Consider the following 18,621-nt stretch of genomic DNA (forward strand, 5'->3'; position numbering starts at 1 on the left):
ATCTTGCCATGGCAGTTTTGATGATTGCCGGCTCCAACGCTTATTCTTTGTCACCAGAGACGAGTGACCAACCAAGCATTGCCTTTGTTGGTGCCAGCTTCACCGCAGGAAAGGGTAATGATCTCGATTTCCACACGACTATGAGCGACTATTTCAAGAAGCTACATTATAACCAACCATTACAGATACACAATTTCAGCCCGAATGGCAGCTTCAATCCTGTATTTGCCGCCCTTGCTTTAATGGACATTATCGATAAGCCTGTAGAAAGCTTGAGCCAACAAATTACAGAGGCAGCTAAGAAAAATCCTCAATTCATTATTTCAATTGACGGACTGTTCTGGGTCGCTTACCACTCTGAAAAAGACGTTATGCAAAGACTGGAAAAAGCTCTTGCTTTTTTATCAGAATCAAAACAGAACTATGTTCTCGCCCTGTTACCTCACACAACGGTCACATCACTCATAGCTGATTACACTCTTGAGCCGTCAACGGTTGCAAAAGCCAACAAAAGACTGAAAGAATGGGCCCTTGAGCAAAACAGTAAAGGCCAAGCAAAAAGCAAGATACTCTTGCTGGATTTGAATCAATATTTCACACATACAAAAACGTTCAACTGTGGTGTTGAGTTAGGCAAAAAAACCAAAAAATCCATCACTTCCAAAGACGGCCTTCACCCTAACGAATCTGGCTACTTATGCCTCACCAGCAGATTGCTCGATGAACTCTTCAACAGTGATATGAAACTGTTTAACGACATAGCTTCCTATCTGGATCGCTCAAAGCTGCAACGCTTTAATCAGGCACACAGTGAACTTTAACCTTTGTCTGCTGTTATAACCGAACTTACCCGCTAAAATGATCAGGATAAAATTCACCCGAACATCACAATAACAACTGATCACCCATGGAACACAACAGCTGGCAAAACCGCTTTCAAACCATACGCTCAAACAAAGTGTTTGAGCTTACGGTCATTTCCATCATCATCTTTTCGGCTCTGGTGATTGGGGCGAAAACCTACGATATTCCTGATGATGTCTCTCGTCTGGTCACTATTCTGGACTGGGGCATCACCCTTTTTTTCCTCATCGAAATCAGCATCCGGTTTCTGGCAGAAGAGCACAAGAAGAACTTCTTCAAATCAGGCTGGAATATCTTCGACACACTGATTGTCGTTGTCAGCATCATTCCCATCGAGAACACCGATATGGCACTGGTTGGCAGGCTCGTTCGTATCTTTCGTGTACTCAGGATGGTCTCCATCATCCCCGAATTACGATTACTGCTGAATTCGCTGCTGAAAGCCTTACCCCAGCTAGGTTATGTGCTGCTGCTGATGTTTATTATTTTCTACATCTATGCCGCCATTGGCAGCACATTTTTCTACGACATCAACAAAGAACTCTGGCGCGATATTGCCGTGAGTATGCTAACCCTGTTCAGGGTCATGACGTTTGAAGACTGGACCGATGTGATGTATGAAACCATGGAAGTCTATCCATTGAGCTGGGCGTACTTCCTGAGCTTCATCTTTTTTACCGCCTTTGCTTTCCTGAACATGATCATTGGTATCGTGGTCAATGTTCTGGAGGATGAACGACAGAAAGATCGTAAAAAAGCACAGGAGGAAAGGGGTGAACCCACACTGTTGGAGCTGCAGCAGCAACTGGATGAGATCAAACAGTTACTGCATAAACAAAAACAATAGCTTACGACGCGACCGGATGGCTCTCACTAAAGACTTCAACCAGCGCCTCACGGCTTAGCTGTCCCTGAAGGTCGCCATGCTCGTCCACCACTGGAAGATGATGATCCGCTTCCAGAGTATCGGGCAGAGCCTGTTCAATCAGCATATCCGGCGTGACCACTGGCCAGTCTTCAAACAGATCCGGCACCAGCTCGCCATGGGCGTTTTTTCTCGCTGCCTGCTCTAGGGTTTCCTGCAGCAGGCCACCCTGATAGCCTTCTTCCGTGACGTAATAGCCGTAATCTTCCGGCAGTTTTTTCATCTGATCCAGCGCTTCACCGATGGTTTTTGCAGTGATGCGGCTGATCGGCGGATTCATTACCGTTTCCACGGTCAGGGCACGCGCCCGATTGACATCCCGAACAAAGGCTTCAACGTACTCCGTTGCCGGTTCCAGCAAGATCTTTTCCGGTTTTCCGACCTGCTGAATGGCACCGTCTTTCAAAATGGCAATACGATCTCCAAGCCTTAACGCTTCATCAAGGTCGTGAGTAATAAACACAATGGTTTTATGCAGCCGGTCCTGAAGTTCTATTAGCAAGTCCTGCATTTCACTGCGGATTAGTGGATCCAGCGCCGAGAACGCCTCGTCCATTAACAAAATGTCAGCATCGGTACAGAGCGCCCTTGCCAGACCAACCCGCTGCTGCTGACCACCCGACAACTGACTGGGATAATGCTGCTCATAGCCCGCCAGCCCTACCGTTTCCAACCACTGCTGTGCCTGTTGCAGTCGTTCCGCTTTTTTAATGCCCTGCACTTTCAGCCCATAGGCAATATTTTCCAGTATGGTCTGGTGCGGCATCAGTGCAAACCGCTGGAAGACCATGGACAACCGATGGCGGCGAAACTGTACCAGCTCTTTGTCAGACAACTGCAGTACATCCTGACCACTGACCACCAGCTTGCCACTGGTAGGTTCAATCAACCGGTTGAAATGTCGGATCAAGGTGGACTTTCCTGAACCGAACAGCCCCATAATAACAAACACTTCACCGGCAAAAATGTTCAGATTAATCGCCTGCAGTGCCAGTGTATGACCTGAATCCTGCAACAGGCAATCTTTATCAACCCCTGATCTGACCCGCTTTAACGCCTCTTCAGGATGAGCACCAAAGATTTTGTACAAATCCGTGATACTAATGAGTGGCTCGCCCTTATTGCTCAAACTGCTGCCCTCCATACTGCTGCGCCCGCTTTGCCCAGGACTGGGATACCCGGTCGAAAATAATGGCAAGCGCCACGATGGCCAGACCATTTAATAATCCCAAAGTGAAATACTGGTTAGTAATGGCTTTCAATACCGGTTGCCCCAGACCTTTTACCCCGATCATGGAAGCAATAACAACCATCGCCAGCGCCATCATAATAGTCTGATTAATGCCTGCCATAATGGTCGGCATCGATAAAGGCAACTGCACCCCCACCAGCCGCTGCCAACGGGTGGCACCAAAAGCTCTGGACGCTTCCAGCACTTCTTTATCCACCAGTCGAATACCCAGGCAAGTCAGACGAATAACCGGAGGAATGGCATAGATAATGACCGCGATCAGCCCCGGTATTTTGCCAATGCCCAACAGCATCACCACCGGAATCAGATACACAAAAGCGGGCATGGTCTGCATCACATCCAGCAGTGGCGTAACGAGCTTCCGAACCCGATCCGACAGTGCCATGGCGACCCCTACCGGTATGCCCAGTACAATAGCCAGCAGGGTGCATACGGTAATCATACTCAGCGTTCGCATGGTGTCCTGCCACATGCCAAAGTAACCGATAAGTAACAGCACGACAGTGACCGCCGAAGTCAGTTTCATTGAACGACTGGCAAGAAAAACAATACCGGCAATAACACCCAACACCAGCCACCAGGGAGAACCGGTGAGTAACTGTTCAAACCAGACCAGAAAGTCCAGCAAGGGATCAAACAGGGCTTCGATGGAGTCACCGTGCTCTCTGGAAAAATCGCGATAGAGTCCATCCAGCGTTTTTCGGATAGACACCAACTGTTCGCGTTCCATCTGCGGAAAGCGGTTCCACCAGGTTGATTCGGACATTCTATAAACCTCCGAAACTTATAAGCGTTTTAATGCCTGCAACACCTGATCAGCCTGTGCGCGAGTCAGCCAGAACTGCCAGACAGCCTGATGCTCTTTGAGAAAATACTCCATGGCCATTTCACCATCGGCCTGGTTGTCTTCCATCCACGCCAGCAGTTCATTCATCTGTTGATTGGTAAAAGAACGCTTGCCCAGATACTCAAGAGCCTCGGGGGACTGTCCGGCAAAATCAGCCGTTACCAGCGTATTAACCGGCGACGGTGGGTACATAGTTGCTTTTGGTGTCAGACAGTCGGCCTGCGTTGTACAGTTAAGAAATTCTTCCGTATCAGCTCCGACACCAAAATCAACCTTCACCATTTTGTACTTGCCCAACACGGCAGTGGGTGCCCAATAGTAACCAAACCAGGGCTTCTGTCGTTCATAGGCACGGGCGATAGAACCGGAAAGCGCGGCACCGGAACCCGGATCGATCAGGTCAAAGCCTGCCTGATCCAACTCCAGAGCCCTAAACAGGTTGCCTGCGGAAATCTGGCAGTTCCATCCTGCCGGGCAACCATAAAACGCCGACTTGTCCTGATACTCGGGATGGCTGAATAAATTCGTGTGTTTAAGAACACCGTCAATGGTTTTCAATTCCGGATATTCCTGCACCAGATAGTCAGGCACCCAGAAACCTTCCTCACCGCCCTCAGACAGTGTTTTACCCACCACAACAAGACGTTTTTCGCTGATTCCCTGATCAATGGCCTCCTTCATGGAATTACTCCAGAATTCAGGCGCAATATCTGGCTCCCCTTTTTCGATCATCGAGGCTCCGGTGGGCATGGTATCACCAGGCACCAGTTCAGCTTTGCAGCCAAAAGCATGATTTAGTACAAACTGATCGATGTGGGCCACCAGAGTGGCAGAGCTCCAGTTCATATCCGCCAGTGTCACCGAGCCGCATTGGCTTTTTTCCGATGCGGCAAACAAGTGAGCAGAGGCTGACAGGGTGAGAGTGAGACAGGCGAGACGGGTAAATTTCATAATAAACCGGATGTTTTTATTCTTATTGACTATCTGGCCTTCAAACTTACACATCAAATAGTTTTAATTCAAACAATTATGATGGTTATTTTTCAATGGCGCTCTTTTCGATGACGCCCTTCTCGATAAGACTTCCGATAACACACTTCCCGATAACACAGTGCTGGTTGGGTTAAACCGGCGGGGTTTCGATATCCAGCAGAGGCGCCGCATCAATATCTTCTGCATCCATCATACAGGCAACCCGTTGAAGGGAAGACAAAAGCTGGGTTTTCTCCCAGCCATCCATCGCTTCAAAACGTTCTATAAATTTGTCATGCAGCAGAGTAGGCGCTTGTTCCAGAACCGTGCGACCTGTCTCTGTCAGACGAGCATTGACGATTCTGCGATCCACCAGACTGCGAACACGCTCAATATAACCACGCTGTTCCAGCCGGTTCAGAATGGTGGTAACCGTCGCCTGGCTCAACAGTACATGGTTGGAAATCTTCCGGACAGTCACATCGCCCAGCTCTTCGATTGCCTTCAGAATCATAACCTGAGGCGTTGTTAAGCCACACTCCCTGATCATTCGCTTGGAGTGCAGGTCTGTCGCGCGGATGATGCGCCGCAATGAAACCAGAACATCGTTCAGGTAGCAGGTTTCCGACATAGAGATCTCTAAAAACTCGAGTAAACAATTAGGAACGAAGGTCCGTAACCACGTTCACGCAAATATAATAATGACAGAAAATCTTATAACGCTAATCACACAGAAAAAACAATAGATATTTTCTGCGACACATAACCACTCAACAAATATAGTTTGACCTCTAATGATTTGATCTATAATATTTCGGTTCCCCTACCTCGGATAGACAAAAACACCTACAGCCCTGTCCTCTGGTTGTCCACTCCCTTCATCAAACAAACCCTGCATTATGCAAAACACCTCATCATCAAAATCTATAGATCATACTCTGAATCCACCCGTTTTTTTCGGTTCCGCCATTCTGATATTTGCGCTGGTTGTCTATGCCGTTGCTTTTCCTGCCAGCGCCAGCGATTTGTTTTCCCGGATGCAGGCCAGCATCAGTAACAACGTCAGCTGGTTTTATGTACTGGTCGTTGCCCTGATCCTGCTCTGTGTCACGTTCCTGGGTATCTCCCGCTATGGCGACATCAAGCTGGGACCGGATCATGCCGAACCTGACTTCAGCTTCGGCTCCTGGTTCGCCATGCTGTTCTCGGCCGGCATGGGTATTGGTCTGATGTTCTTCGGCGTTTCGGAGCCGGTCATCCATTTCATCAGCCCACCAGTGGGTGATCCCGGTAATCTGGAAGCCGCCAAGCAAGCAATGACGCTAACCTTCTTCCACTGGGGTCTGCACGCCTGGGCGATTTATGCCATTGTCGCACTGATTCCGGCCTTCTTTGGCTATCGCCATGAACTGCCTCTGACCATGCGCTCTGCCCTCTACCCCATTATTGGCGACAAGATTTATGGCCCGATTGGTGACGCCATTGATATTTTCGCCATCCTCGGAACCGTTTTCGGGGTTGCGACCTCATTGGGACTGGGCGTTATGCAGGTGAACTCAGGTCTGAACTATCTCTTTGATCTGCCTGTTAGTCCAATGACCCAGGTCGTGCTGATCATCTCCATCACCGCTCTCGCTACAATCTCCGTAGCCACCGGCCTGGACAAAGGCATTCGTCGCCTGTCCGAAGCCAACCTGTTACTGGCTGTTATTCTGGTCGCCCTGATTATTATTCTTGGGCCCACCGTACTGTTACTGCAGATGTTTGTGCAGAACACCGGCGGCTACCTGTCCGGCATTGTTGATAAAACCTTTAACCTCTATGCCTACGAAGGCAACGATTGGATCGGCGGCTGGACCCTGTTCTACTGGGCTTTCTGGCTGTCCTGGTCACCGTTTGTCGGCATGTTCATCGCGCGGATTTCCAAAGGCCGTACCATTCGCGAGTTTGTCACCGGCGTTCTGTTCGTACCAACCGGCTTAACCTTTTTGTGGATGACCGTGTTCGGCAACACGGCTATCCACGCCATTATGAACGACACTGCCGGACAACTGGCAACCGTCGTACAGAATGATGCTTCGCTGGCTCTGTTCACCTTTCTGGAGATGTTCCCATTCTCTGAAGCTCTGTCGTTTATTGCCATTCTCATGGTGGTCATTTTCTTTGTGACTTCATCCGACTCCAGCGCCATGGTGATTGATATTCTTGCTTCTAACGGCAACGACCACCCGCCACTGTGGCAGAGGGTATTCTGGTCTGTCCTGATTGGTGCGGTCGCCATGGCGCTGATGCTGGCCGGTGGACTGGAAGCACTTCAGGCAGCGACCATTGCCAGCGCCCTGCCGTTCTCGATTATTCTGATGATGTCTACCTATGGATTGCTCAGGGCGCTGGCGATTGATGCCGCTAAAAAGGAAAGCCTGAGCCAGACCAATCTGGCACCGGTTATGTCACAAAAATCCGTTTCATGGCAAACCCGCATCAATAATCTGGTTCACTTCCCCCGTCGGGCTCATGTGAATCGCTTCAACGAACATGTGGTTATACCCGCCATGGAAGCCGTTGCCGGTGAGCTGACCAGTCAGGGTATTAACACATCGGTTGAACTGGAGTCTGAAAGCTCTGCACCCACCCTGAATATCTTGCACGGTGAAGAAACCGACTTCAGTTATCAGGTGTATCCAAGGGCGTATCTAAAACCCAGCTTTACACTGGATGAAGACGACGATGAAGAGCGCAAATACTTCCGCGCCGAAGTCTTTCTCAGAGAAGGCGGACAGGACTATGACATCATGGGCTGGAGCAAGGAACAGGTGATTGCCGATATTGTCAGCCAGTATGAAAAGCACCTGCATTTCCTGCATATGGTGCGATAAACAAAACAGAGACCTCTTATAAAAAAACGGGAATCAGGTTCATACCTGGTTCCCGTTTTTTATTCGTATGGTTGAGTAGTTATCAGAACAGACGATTAATGCCGTCTAATGCCGCCACCCGGTAGGCTTCTGCCATGGTGGGATAGTTGAATGTTGAATTTAAAAAGAAGCGTATGGAGTTAGCCTTGCCTTTCTGAGCCATCACCGCCTGCCCGATATGAACAATCTCTGACGCCTGGTCACCAAAACAGTGTATACCCAGCACTTCTTCGGTATCCCGGTGGAAAAGGATTTTCAGCATACCCACCTTTTCACCTGTAATCTGCGCCCGCGCCAATCGTGAGAATAACGCCTTGCCCACTTCATAGGGAACCGAAGCAGCTGTCAGCTCTTCTTCCGTTGCACCCAGCGAACTGATTTCCGGAATGGTATAAATACCTGTCGGCACTTCACTGACATAGCGCCATGCCTCACTGCTGCTGGCATTGCCTGCTGCAGAACGCCCCTGATCATAGGCCGCACTGGCAAGACTGGGCCAGCCAATCACATCACCGGCCGCCGAGATATGGGACATGTTGGTGCGGTACTGCTGGTCCACTTCCAGTTGACCACGACTGTTGGATTTCAGCCCAATCAGTTCCAGTCCCATATTCTGGGTGTTGCCGGTTCGGCCATTGGCCCAGAGCAACAGATCCGCTTTCAGTTTTTTGCCACTCTTCAGGTGCATCACCACACCATCATCCAGAGTCTCAACTTTCTGGTACTCTTCGTTGTGACGAATGATCACATTCATTTTACGCAGCTGATAGCCCAGAGCATCGGAAATTTCCTTGTCGAGGAAAGACAGCAAGCGGTCACGGGTATCCACCAGATCAACCAGAACACCCAGACCGGAAAAAATAGAGGCGTATTCCGAGCCAATGACACCGGCACCGTAAATAATCATACGACGGGGGGTATTGGTCAGTTCCAGAATGGTGTCACTGTCAAACACTCTTGGGTGAGTAAAATCAACATCCGCAGGGCGATAGGGTCGGGAGCCGGTGGCAATCATAATATTGGTAGCATGAAGGCGCTCGATATTACCGCCATTTTCAATCACCTCAATGGTATGCTCATCCACGAATGTGCCGCGACCGAAATAAAGGTCAATACGATTACGGGAATAATACATGGTGCGTGACTGCACCTGCTTCTGTATGACTTTTTCAGCACTTTTCAGTACTTTCGGAAAACTGAACCAGCGTGGATCACCAATCTCCCGAAACAGTGGGTTGGTGTTAAAATCCATGATCTGTTTGACCGAATGGCGCAGCGCCTTGGAAGGAATGGTGCCCAGATGGGTACAGCTGCCACCGACAAACGGACTCTGCTCAACAACCGCAACCTTTTTTCCCAACTTCACCGCATTCATCGCGGCACCTTCTCCGGCAGGGCCGGACCCCAGGATCACCAGGTCGTAGTTGCTCACACCCATCCTTTAATTACCCCTTGAGATTGCCGCTTTTATCGTTGTATTGATGTCTATATATAATAATGCGTTTTTTTATTATACAAAGTGCAGGATTTATGAGTCTGACACTCCCCGCCCGACGCTTCGCTTTGGGCGAGGGTTCTTGAATCACTCCAAGAACCTTCCTGTTTCAACACGCCTTCCCTAGGAGCCTGTCGGACTTACCACTGACCTACTGCGAAAAAGCCGGATTTGGCCATTTTTGACGATCCTTTTCGTTGAATAGCTCGCTATTCGCCTCAAATGATCGTCAAAACTGTCTCAAACCGGTCTTTTTCTCGCTACGGTCGGCTAAGTCCGACAGGCTCCTAGATGGTTGCTTATACCCTAAAGGGCACAAGCGCAGCTATCCCCGTTCCAGTCGCTCCACAGGCTAACCCCGCCAGTCCGGCGGTTTTGATGTTAATTGCTGCCGCTATATCTCTATCCCAATGGGTTTTGCACTCAGGACAATCCCATTCACGGACAGATAGCGGCATACTTTCATGGACGAATCCGCAACTTGGACAACGCTTTGAACTTGGGAAGAACCGGTCTATCTGAACAACCAGCCTTCCTGCCCACTCAGCCTTGTACTGCAACTGGCGGACAAATTCACCCCAGTTTGCATCGGCTATATGCTTTGCCAGTTTCGGGTTCTGGATCATGCCTTTCACATTCAGGGACTCTGCACAAACAACTTGGTTCTCGTTTATGAGTTTGCGGGATGCCTTGTGGGTCGCATCCATCCGGCAGTCAGCGATCTTCGCATGGAGCCGAGCAACTTTGAGCTTTGCTTTAGCTCTGTTGCTGCTGCCTTTCTGCTTTTTCGCCAGCTTACGCTGAAGGTAGGCGAGCTTTCGCTCGTAGCGTTTGGTATGCCTTGGATTACCGGATTTTTCGCCGTCTGAAGTGATGAACAGATCATTCAAACCTAAATCAATGCCCACTGTCTTGTTACTAATGGGCATTGGTTTAGCTTCAAATTCACACAGCATGGAAATAAAGTACCTGCCTGCACGATCTTTGCTAATGGTGATACTGGAAGGCTCTGAGGATAGCTCCCTGCTCCAGCGTATATTCAAAGCCTCTTTGCTCTTGGCAATGAATAGCTGACCATTTTTTACACTGAAAGCTGCTTTGGTTAAGCGAATGCTCTGCCTTGCATTCCTATTCTTGAATTTTGGGTATTTGGCTCTGCCAGCCCAGAAATTCTTGAATGCTTCCTGCTGATCTCTGAGCGTTTGTTGCAGGATGACGCTGGAAACATCTTTCAAAAATGGAAATTCGGACTTAAGCGACACAAGACGTTTTTCAGCTTGAGAGTGAGAAATGCTGCTTCCGTCCTTGTAGTATGCGTCGGTACGAAAACGCAGAGTATCGTTGTAGACAAAACGAGCGCAACCAAACGACTGAGCAAGTAGCTGTGTTTGCCCAGGTGTTGGATAGAATCGTTCTTTATAAGCTCTCTTTATCTTCATACGAGGCATTTTACAAAAAGCACTAACTTTCGTAAAGTCTGATAGTTCTTATCAGTCCTACGGACTGACCGCTTGTATCACCGCCCGATTGGGCGATGCTTTACGCGGAGTTTAATAAACACTTCGTCTTTAAACTGTGGTCAAGAGTCACTTAGTGACTCCCGACTACGGTTTAAGTCCTTTTTCCATCAGACTTTTTTGTGTGCGGTCGCGTCGTAGAACATATCGTCCATATCCACCTCGTCAAAGGCATCGCGGAACGCTTTTTCTTTTTTATCGCCACCGCCACAAATCACACAGCCATCTTTCAGTCCCAGTGTGCTGAGACCACCACAGGAGCCTTTGATGGGCTTGTTGGAAAAAATGACACCAACAGCCATCATGGCGATCAGTGCCAGAAAGACACAGAATGTAACCAGCATCATAGTCATGGCCAGTACCTCCTACTCTAAGTCAGGACAGAAGGCAGTTTGTCATGGGCTGCCTTCATCGAAATTTCACAAAACAGCAAAAACCACGCTGCTTCTACTTTTTACGTCAGTTTTGCAGATAAGGTTTAAACGCCTCACTGCTCTGTGATTTAAACCCGCCATCCTCTGAATGATAGGTGAAGTAAGCGGCTATCCCTTCGCGGTTTGCCAGCGCCAGCCCTTTTTTGTCCCCCAGCACCATAAACAGGGTCGCCAGAGCATCACCATCGGCTGCCGTATCGGCAATCACGGCCACTTCTGCCAGACGACTGACTTCAGGACGGCCAGTATGGGGGTTGATCATATGGGAGAACTTCTGACCATCAATCTCAAAGAAGTTCAGGTAATCGCCAGAGGTCGCCAGAGCCCGATCACCAATGGTCACCACCAGAGCCGGCATTCCACCCGCTGTCATCGCAGGCCCCCGAATACCCAGACGCCAGGCTGTTCCATCAGGCTTGCGACCATTCACCAGCACCTCACCGCCAATTTCAACCATGAAATTATTGATACCACGATGCTTCAAAGCGTCTCCGGCTTTATCAACCCCGTAGCCTTTGGCAATGGAACTGAGATCCACAAACAGGTCTTTTTCCCGGGTCAAGATGTCCTGCGCCGTGTCAACCGTCAGGTATTGATACCCGACACGATCCAGCGCTGCATTAATGGCATCATCGCCTGGTACTTCTGTTGGATAGTTTGCCAGCATCCAGAGTACCGGATCAACCTGTCCGTCCTGATCGGCCGGTAGCTTTTTTTTCGGCTGTTTTTTGTCTTTATCGCTGGGGCCAAATCCCCAGAGGTTCACCAACGGGCCAACGGTGACATCATAAGCACCATCGGAAATTCTGGAAAAGTGCAAACTGCGATGCACCAGATCCACCAGTTCATCGGATGCCTTAAACGGCTTACCCACCGGCGCACGGTTGAACTGCATCAGTTCAGAGTCCGGACGATAGGTAGACATCTTGTCGTTGATATCTTCCAGAGCCCTTTCAACATCTGCCTGCACGTCTTTCACCGGATCAGAAAACAGTGTCGCTGCATAGGAAACACTGTAAGTGGTTCCCATGGTATGTCCATGAAAGTGCTTGAGCCTTGGCCGGCTGCCAATAACATAAAGTGCCGCTATAAGCAGGACCATGCCCAGTAGCAGCGATCGTTTATAAGATCGGGTTAACAACATCTCACCTCTGCGTATTCTTCCCGTTTTATCCGGGGAGCGCAGTTTAACACCGTGATGCGACGGCCGTCATCCGTACAGTTCATACCCTTTCCGTTTTCTGATCGGTTGACCGGGCTATCAACTTACAACGTCAATTCTTCCTGAACCTCTCCCAGCACATGACTGGCTTCATCAAAGTCATAGTTTTCAACGCGCCTGCACAATTCATCCAGCTGCTCCTGCCTGACCATACCCGACAGTCCCTGCATCAGTTCCGGTAAAGAGTCAGCCGCATCGGCATCGCCTTCCTGCAGCAGAGTCTGCATATGACTCAGCAGGAACGACAGTCGCTCGGTTTCCACCCGACCTTCGCCATAGCTGTAGACCGCAGGTTCGGATTCGGCCGTCACAGATTGCAACCCGCCCATCACTTCATTAAACCGATTGTGCAAGTTGACCAGCAGTTGCTCCGACGGTCTCTGGTCTGAATTGCGTAGCTCGGCTTCCACGGCACCGGCTGCCTGTTGCAGGGCTTTCGCACCCAGACTGCCAGCCGCACCTTTCAGTCCATGGGTCAGAAAGCGCGCACCATTCCAATCGTTGCGGTCAAGACACTCTTCCAGCTCCTGCCAGTCGGTGTGCTGATCCTCATAGAAGTTTCTTAACAGACGATCATACAGTTTGCGATTGCCCATTACCCGGGCCAGCCCTTCTTCTTCATCGATACCGGGCAAGCCATTTTCTGAAGTAGATTCAACAGAGTCGGTGGGCAGTGGTTCAGTGCTAACAGAATTAACCTGAGCCATTGCTGCTGATGTACTCTTTTCAGCCTGAAGCCACATTTCCAGCTTCTGTCCCAGCTCTTTGGGGTCTAGCGGCTTGGCAATATGATCATTCATGCCCACCTGCAGACAGCGTTCGCGGTCACCGGTCATGGCATGGGCGGTCATGGCAACAATGGGCAGGTCACTCTTGCCCGGCAATCGTCGTATAATCCGGGTGGCCTGATAACCGTCCATTTCCGGCATCTGAATATCCATAAAGACCAGATCGTAATGGTGCAGCTCAATGGCATCCACGGCTTTCTGCCCGTTGTCCGCCAGCGACACCTGCAGTCCGAAGCCCTCCAGCAACTCCCGCGCAACCTGCTGGTTGATTTCATTATCTTCCACCAGCAAGACGTGCCCGCTGAATGTTCTTTCAGCATCTGAATCCGTATCGGCATCTCTGCGCAACAACAGCTGCTGACGATCCATTGCCCTCAACATGGTTTCGATCAGTACCGAACTGCTGACCGGCTTAATCAGGAAAGCGTCCACCCTGCCAGTGGCTCGCGCCATGACTTCTTCACGCCCATAAGCCGACACCATAATTAATGATGGGCATACGGTCAGATTCATGTTGCGGATGTGCTCTGCCAGTTCCAGGCCATCCATATCCGGCATACGCCAGTCCAGCAACGCCAGGGTAACGGGGTCATCACCCTGCTGGTTATGCTCTCTCAGAAGCATCTGTGCCTGCTCACCATTTTCAGCTTCCAGCACCACACAACCAAACACTTCCAGATGACTGGTCAACAGAGCGCGGGCGTCGTCTTTATCATCAACCACCAGTACTTTTATTCCCATTAATGCAGAGGCAGACGATTTAAGCGATACGCCACGCCCCAGATCAATGACAAATCGAAAAGTACTGCCAACGTCCAGTTCGGAAGTGACAGAGATTTCACCGTTCATCATTCCCACCAGACTGCGACAGATAGCCAGCCCCAATCCGGTACCTCCAAATTTACGCGTGGTCGAGCCATCGACCTGAGAAAAAGACTCAAACAGTCTGGACTGATGTTCAGGGCTGATACCAATACCCGTGTCTTCTATTTCAAAACCCAGACGAACGGACTCGTCATCGCCGGATTCCAGCTTCACACGAACCTGGACACTGCCATTCTGGGTAAACTTGACCGCGTTATGGGTCAGGTTCAACAAAATCTGCCCCAGACGCAGCGGGTCGCCTTTTAGTAACCGTGGCACATCAGGGGCAATGTCATAGCTGAGGTCGATGCCTTTTTCGTCGGCTTTAAGAATGGCGACATTGTACAGATCCTCGAACACATCACCGAGATCAAAATCAATGCGTTCCATGTTTAACTTGCCCGCTTCGATACGGGAAAAATCGAGAATATCGTTGATAATCCCCAGCAGCGCATGCGCCGAGGATTGAATCTTGGACACATAGTCATTCTGTTTGCCGGTCATTTCAGTCTTCAGAACCAGATGACTCAAACCAATAATGGCGTTCATGGGCGTGCGAATTTCATGACTCATATTGGCCAGGAAATTACTCTTGGCCTGATTCGCCTGGTCCGCTGCTTCCTTAGCTTTATGAAGGGCTTCTTCCGCCTGTTTGCGATCAGTAATATCGCGCCCTGTTGCAAACAAAAAGCCTTCGCCTTCGTACTCCATATAGTTAGCCGTCACTTCCACCGGAAACACCCTTCCATCCCGTGTTTTCCGAAGTGTTTCATAGGTCAGCGCCTTGCGCAGGGTCAGCTGATCCCACAAGCGGCTCCAAGAACTGGCGGTAACCGCCGGGTTAATGTCCATGATGGTCATGTCCATCATTTCATCAAGGCTATAACCCAGCACTTTACAAACAGATTCATTGACATATTTATGAGAACCATCACGACGGAACCAGTGAATATGGTCGCCGGCATTGTCCAGCGAAAAGCGCGCCATGGACAATTCACGTTCACGGATCCGCTGTTCGGTAATATCGATCAGGGTACCAACTGCACGAAGCGGCATGCCGCGGCTGTCACGGAAAACCACCTTGCCCTTACTGCGCACGGTGGCGTAACTGCCATCTTTGCGTCGTATACGGTATTCACACTGGAAGCTTTCATCGGAATGACTGAACTGGCTGTTGAAAAAGTCTAATGTTGCCTGCTTGTCATCCACATGTATCTGACGACGCCACGCCGTAGGCGTGTTGCCCAGCTCACCGGGCTGATAGCCGAGCATGGTCTGATACCTTGGACTCAGGTAGATTCGCTCATGGACGATGTTCCAGTCCCACAGGCCATCCGAGGCGGCATCCATGGCCAGCTCATAACGTTCTTCACTCTGCCTGAGTGCATTATCAGCCTGCTGCCGCGCCCGTGCGACGGCAATCAGTTCACCGCCACGACGCAGCAGTTCAATCTCATCAGCTTGGGGCAATGCACTGCTGTTACGATTCAGCAGGCACAACCCGCCCACCTCATCACCAAACAGCACCATCGGGACATAGACGACATTCTGAACTTTTTCAGCGTCCCAAATAGCCTTGCACTCATCAGGCATTCGGGTGTTATCGGTTTTATCACTGGCATAAAGAATGTCATCACTCAACAGATGCAGATAATCTTTCAACCGGTAACGACTTGCCGGATCGTAGACATGCGGATCAAAGGAGACTCTTTGAGACCAGAAGTGTTCAATAAGTCCATTTGGATAACTGCCAGTGACCAGCAGGCAACTCTCAAAACCAAGGTTCTCGCCAACACTTTTCAGGAAAAAGTTGATGGAATCATCCACTGAACTTTCCATAAACTGCCGGGAAATATGGCTGAACAATCTGTCCAGGTCAGCTCTTGCCTTAAGCTCTTTTTCAGCCCGTTCACGCTCGGCAATTTCCAGGGTTAAACGACGATTCCAGTAAATAATCAGTATCAGGGTGACCACTACCAACAACAAACCTATGAACAGTTCCTTGTCGGGTGCCCAACTGATGGTACTGACACTGACCCAGCGCGCCTGCAGTGCAGTCAGTTCATCGCTGGTAAAAGAGTTGACAGTTTTATCCAGAATTGTGCCCAGTACCGGCCAGTCGTTGCGACTGCCAACCGCATACTCATAGCTAAATCCGGCTTCACCCACGATGTGAATATTGGTCAGTTTGAGCCGTTCCAGCTGATAACTGGCGGTGGCAAGATTGATAATAATGGCATCGAGGGAGCCGGTTGAGATCCTGTTTAAACCATTAGCTGCGTTAGGCACCGGCTTAAAGTCAATCTCGGGCACGCGCTCGCGAAAATATTCAAACGCCGCATAACCGGGAATATAACCAACCGTTTTTCCCTTCAGGTCAGGCAGTGAACGGATAGACGTATCAGAACTGCGCGCAAGAATAACGGTGGGTACGGTAAAAACAGGCTTGGTAATATCCAGATAACGCGATCGTTCATCTGTGCGTTGAACCATGGGCAACAGATCCAGTTCCCTGCGATAGGCCTGACCCAGCACTTCGCTGAAGTTGTTGCTTTCTTCAATCTGGATGGTAATACCCAGTCGTTCTTCGATCAGCCGAATAAAATCAACAGCAATCCCCTGAATATCCCCCTTGTCATCCTTGAAGGCTAGTGGCGGGTTATTGGTATTAAGCACCGTTCGCAGCACATGATGCTGCGCCAACCAGTGACGTTCATCTTCCGTCAGGTTAACTGCAGCCCTGGGGCGATTGAAATACCGGTTGTCACTGTTCGGAATCCAGCTCTCTTCAATCGCACGGAATTCATCGCCGGTGATACTGCCCAACCCGTTGTTAATCAGTGGCAAGAGTTCATCGCCCCGTTCAGCCAGTACCGCAGCAGCCACCGCTTCGTTCATATTAATGTACTTGCTGGAATTCACCTCTCCGACCAACCCCATGGCACTCAGGGCTGATTCCACCACTTCCGGCTCTGCAAGAAAAACCTCCACTTCACCACGGAACAGCAACTCAATCAGACGAGATACATTGTCTGCGGGCACTGTAACGGCATCAGGAAACCAGATGTTCAGAAACTCTTCATTACTGGACTTGCTGACCACACCTATTCTGCGCTTATCCAGATCCGCTCCCGGATCTCTCTGCCCCGGCACATTGCGATAATACAACCGTGACACCAGACCGTAATACGGCGTTGACATACGCATCCATTCACTGCGAGCCCTTGAAGGTGACAGGCTGCCATGGAAATCGGCTTTCCCCGTCCGCAGGTCAAGAATGGTTTCATCCCTTTCTGCCATACGGAAACGAACCGGTATTCCGGTTTTTCTCGACCACAGACGCCAAATGTCTACAAACATACCGGCAGGCCGACCCAGCGCATTAATAAAAGACAACGGTGCTGTATTACTGACCAGCGCAACCACGAGGCTTTCTTCTTGCGTGGTGATGCCAAACCATTTCTGGGAAAGCAGTTCCCAGCTTTCTGAACCGATTTCGTCAAGCCCTCGCTGAATCAAAGACCCCAAAGCCTTTCGATCAGGATTGATTGCAGCCACTAATCTTTGTTCCGGATAGTTGATTTCTTTTTCTATGTTGAAATCAACACTAATGCCCCGGGCGCTGAGGAAATATCTGAGAACATCACTGTTCCCCAAAAACACCACCAGCTCCCGGTTAGAGATACTTTTAATCATCTCATCCAGCGACGGGTAAGTTCTGACATTAGCATTAGGATATTGCGATTTAACCAGCTCCTCGCTGACACCATCATCCACGACACCCACCGGATAGGTTTGCACCGTATCAATCAGGGCTTTGTCTTCCAGATCGTTCCGGACAAAAAAAGCAGGTCGGGTTGTGATAATTTCCTGCAGTTGAAGATTACTGCCCAGTCCCCTGTCTTCCGGTCCCAGACTGGCGATAATGTCGATATCATTGTCCTTTAAGCGACGAACAGCCTGTTCATGATTCATTGGGTAAAATCGCAGAGGCACCCCGACTTCCCGGGACCAGGTACGCCAGGCATCCAGCATGATGCCATCCGGCTCGCCCGCGGCATTGGTAAAGCTCCAGGGAACATCATCTGCAAGGTATGCCACTTTAAGAGGCGAAAAATAAGAGCTGTCTTCCAGTGAGCGGGCAGACTGCCAGGGCAAGGCCAACAGAGCCAACAGCAAAACCGGCAATATTGCAGGCCTTTTGGTGGACTGAAGCCTTACAGATAAAACCAACAGACATTGCATCAGAAACAGAAAAACCGGAGGCAGCAGCAGACAGGATTTTTTGTTGGGAACGTAAGACATAACCGTCCAGAGTGACCTTACAGGGAAGCCGGCCTATTGTACTGCTTTTTACTGACAGAACCACTGAGTAATAAGCGAAATCCGCTACTGATCACCGTAGAACATCTCGATTCAAAACAGCTTTCACGTTCCTAAATATCATGGGCAGGAACAGACTTTAAGAAGCTGCTCTTGCGACGATTCAACCCAACCTGAGAGCCCGGCTGCTAAAATTAGCAATG

At 49.9% G+C, this 18,621-nt stretch carries 12 protein-coding genes; 3 read left to right on the forward strand and 9 right to left on the reverse strand.

All coding sequences use genetic code 11. From position 1 onward, the window contains the following. Nucleotides 1-8 precede the first annotated feature (8 nt). On the forward strand, nt 9-821 hold the full coding sequence (locus EZMO1_RS14405) for an SGNH/GDSL hydrolase family protein (protein ID WP_034872696.1): 813 nt from the start codon (nt 9-11) through the stop codon (nt 819-821). Between the two features lie 86 nt (nt 822-907). Further along, nucleotides 908-1,711, forward strand: coding sequence for an ion transporter (locus EZMO1_RS14410; RefSeq protein ID WP_034872695.1), 804 nt, complete (start codon nt 908-910; stop codon nt 1,709-1,711). A 1-nt stretch (nt 1,712) separates the two neighbouring features. Here EZMO1_RS14410 and EZMO1_RS14415 read toward each other — a convergent pair whose 3' ends face one another. The 4 genes from EZMO1_RS14415 to EZMO1_RS14430 form a co-directional block, all read right to left on the reverse strand. After that, nucleotides 1,713-2,918, reverse strand: a complete 1,206-nt coding sequence (locus tag EZMO1_RS14415; RefSeq protein WP_244886699.1) for a quaternary amine ABC transporter ATP-binding protein — start codon at nt 2,916-2,918, stop codon at nt 1,713-1,715. Then, a complete protein-coding gene (locus EZMO1_RS14420; RefSeq protein WP_034872691.1) occupies nt 2,908-3,807 on the reverse strand; it encodes an ABC transporter permease in 900 nt (299 codons plus the stop codon). Before EZMO1_RS14420 ends, EZMO1_RS14415 begins: the two co-directional genes overlap by 11 nt. Before the next feature lie 18 nt (nt 3,808-3,825). Further along, nucleotides 3,826-4,839, reverse strand: coding sequence for an ABC transporter substrate-binding protein (locus EZMO1_RS14425; RefSeq protein ID WP_034872690.1), 1,014 nt, complete (start codon nt 4,837-4,839; stop codon nt 3,826-3,828). A gap of 172 nt (nt 4,840-5,011) precedes the next feature. Continuing rightward, the gene (locus EZMO1_RS14430; protein WP_034872687.1) at nt 5,012-5,491 is read right to left on the reverse strand and encodes a MarR family winged helix-turn-helix transcriptional regulator; all 480 of its coding nucleotides are present in this window, start codon (nt 5,489-5,491) and stop codon (nt 5,012-5,014) included. A gap of 268 nt (nt 5,492-5,759) precedes the next feature. On the opposite strand from EZMO1_RS14430, the gene EZMO1_RS14435 reads away from it, so the two are divergent. Next, nucleotides 5,760-7,736 carry a BCCT family transporter gene (locus tag EZMO1_RS14435; RefSeq protein WP_086936416.1) on the forward strand — a complete coding sequence of 659 codons (1,977 nt, stop codon included), beginning with the start codon at nt 5,760-5,762 and terminating at the stop codon, nt 7,734-7,736. Between the two features lie 82 nt (nt 7,737-7,818). Here the strand turns inward: EZMO1_RS14435 and sthA are convergent, their stop codons facing one another. The 5 genes from sthA to EZMO1_RS14460 all read right to left on the reverse strand — a co-directional run bounded on the left by sthA (nt 7,819) and on the right by EZMO1_RS14460 (nt 18,400). After that, nucleotides 7,819-9,213, reverse strand: coding sequence for a Si-specific NAD(P)(+) transhydrogenase (gene sthA, locus EZMO1_RS14440; protein ID WP_034872684.1), 1,395 nt, complete (start codon nt 9,211-9,213; stop codon nt 7,819-7,821). Between the two features lie 356 nt (nt 9,214-9,569). Further along, a complete protein-coding gene (locus EZMO1_RS14445; protein WP_034873445.1) occupies nt 9,570-10,709 on the reverse strand; it encodes an RNA-guided endonuclease InsQ/TnpB family protein in 1,140 nt (379 codons plus the stop codon). Nucleotides 10,710-10,897: 188 nt separating this feature from the next. Then, nucleotides 10,898-11,140, reverse strand: a complete 243-nt coding sequence (gene nqrM / locus EZMO1_RS14450) for a (Na+)-NQR maturation NqrM (protein ID WP_034872682.1) — start codon at nt 11,138-11,140, stop codon at nt 10,898-10,900. Nucleotides 11,141-11,246: 106 nt separating this feature from the next. Beyond that, entirely contained in the window at nt 11,247-12,251 is a 1,005-nt protein-coding gene (locus EZMO1_RS14455) for an FAD:protein FMN transferase (RefSeq protein WP_222842120.1), read from the reverse strand. 236 nt (nt 12,252-12,487) lie between these two features. After that, nucleotides 12,488-18,400 carry a response regulator gene (locus EZMO1_RS14460; RefSeq protein ID WP_051789252.1) on the reverse strand — a complete coding sequence of 1,971 codons (5,913 nt, stop codon included), beginning with the start codon at nt 18,398-18,400 and terminating at the stop codon, nt 12,488-12,490. Nucleotides 18,401-18,621: the final 221 nt, after the last annotated feature.

Source organism: Endozoicomonas montiporae CL-33, from assembly GCF_001583435.1.
GTDB classification, from domain to species: Bacteria; Pseudomonadota; Gammaproteobacteria; order Pseudomonadales; family Endozoicomonadaceae; genus Endozoicomonas_A; species Endozoicomonas_A montiporae.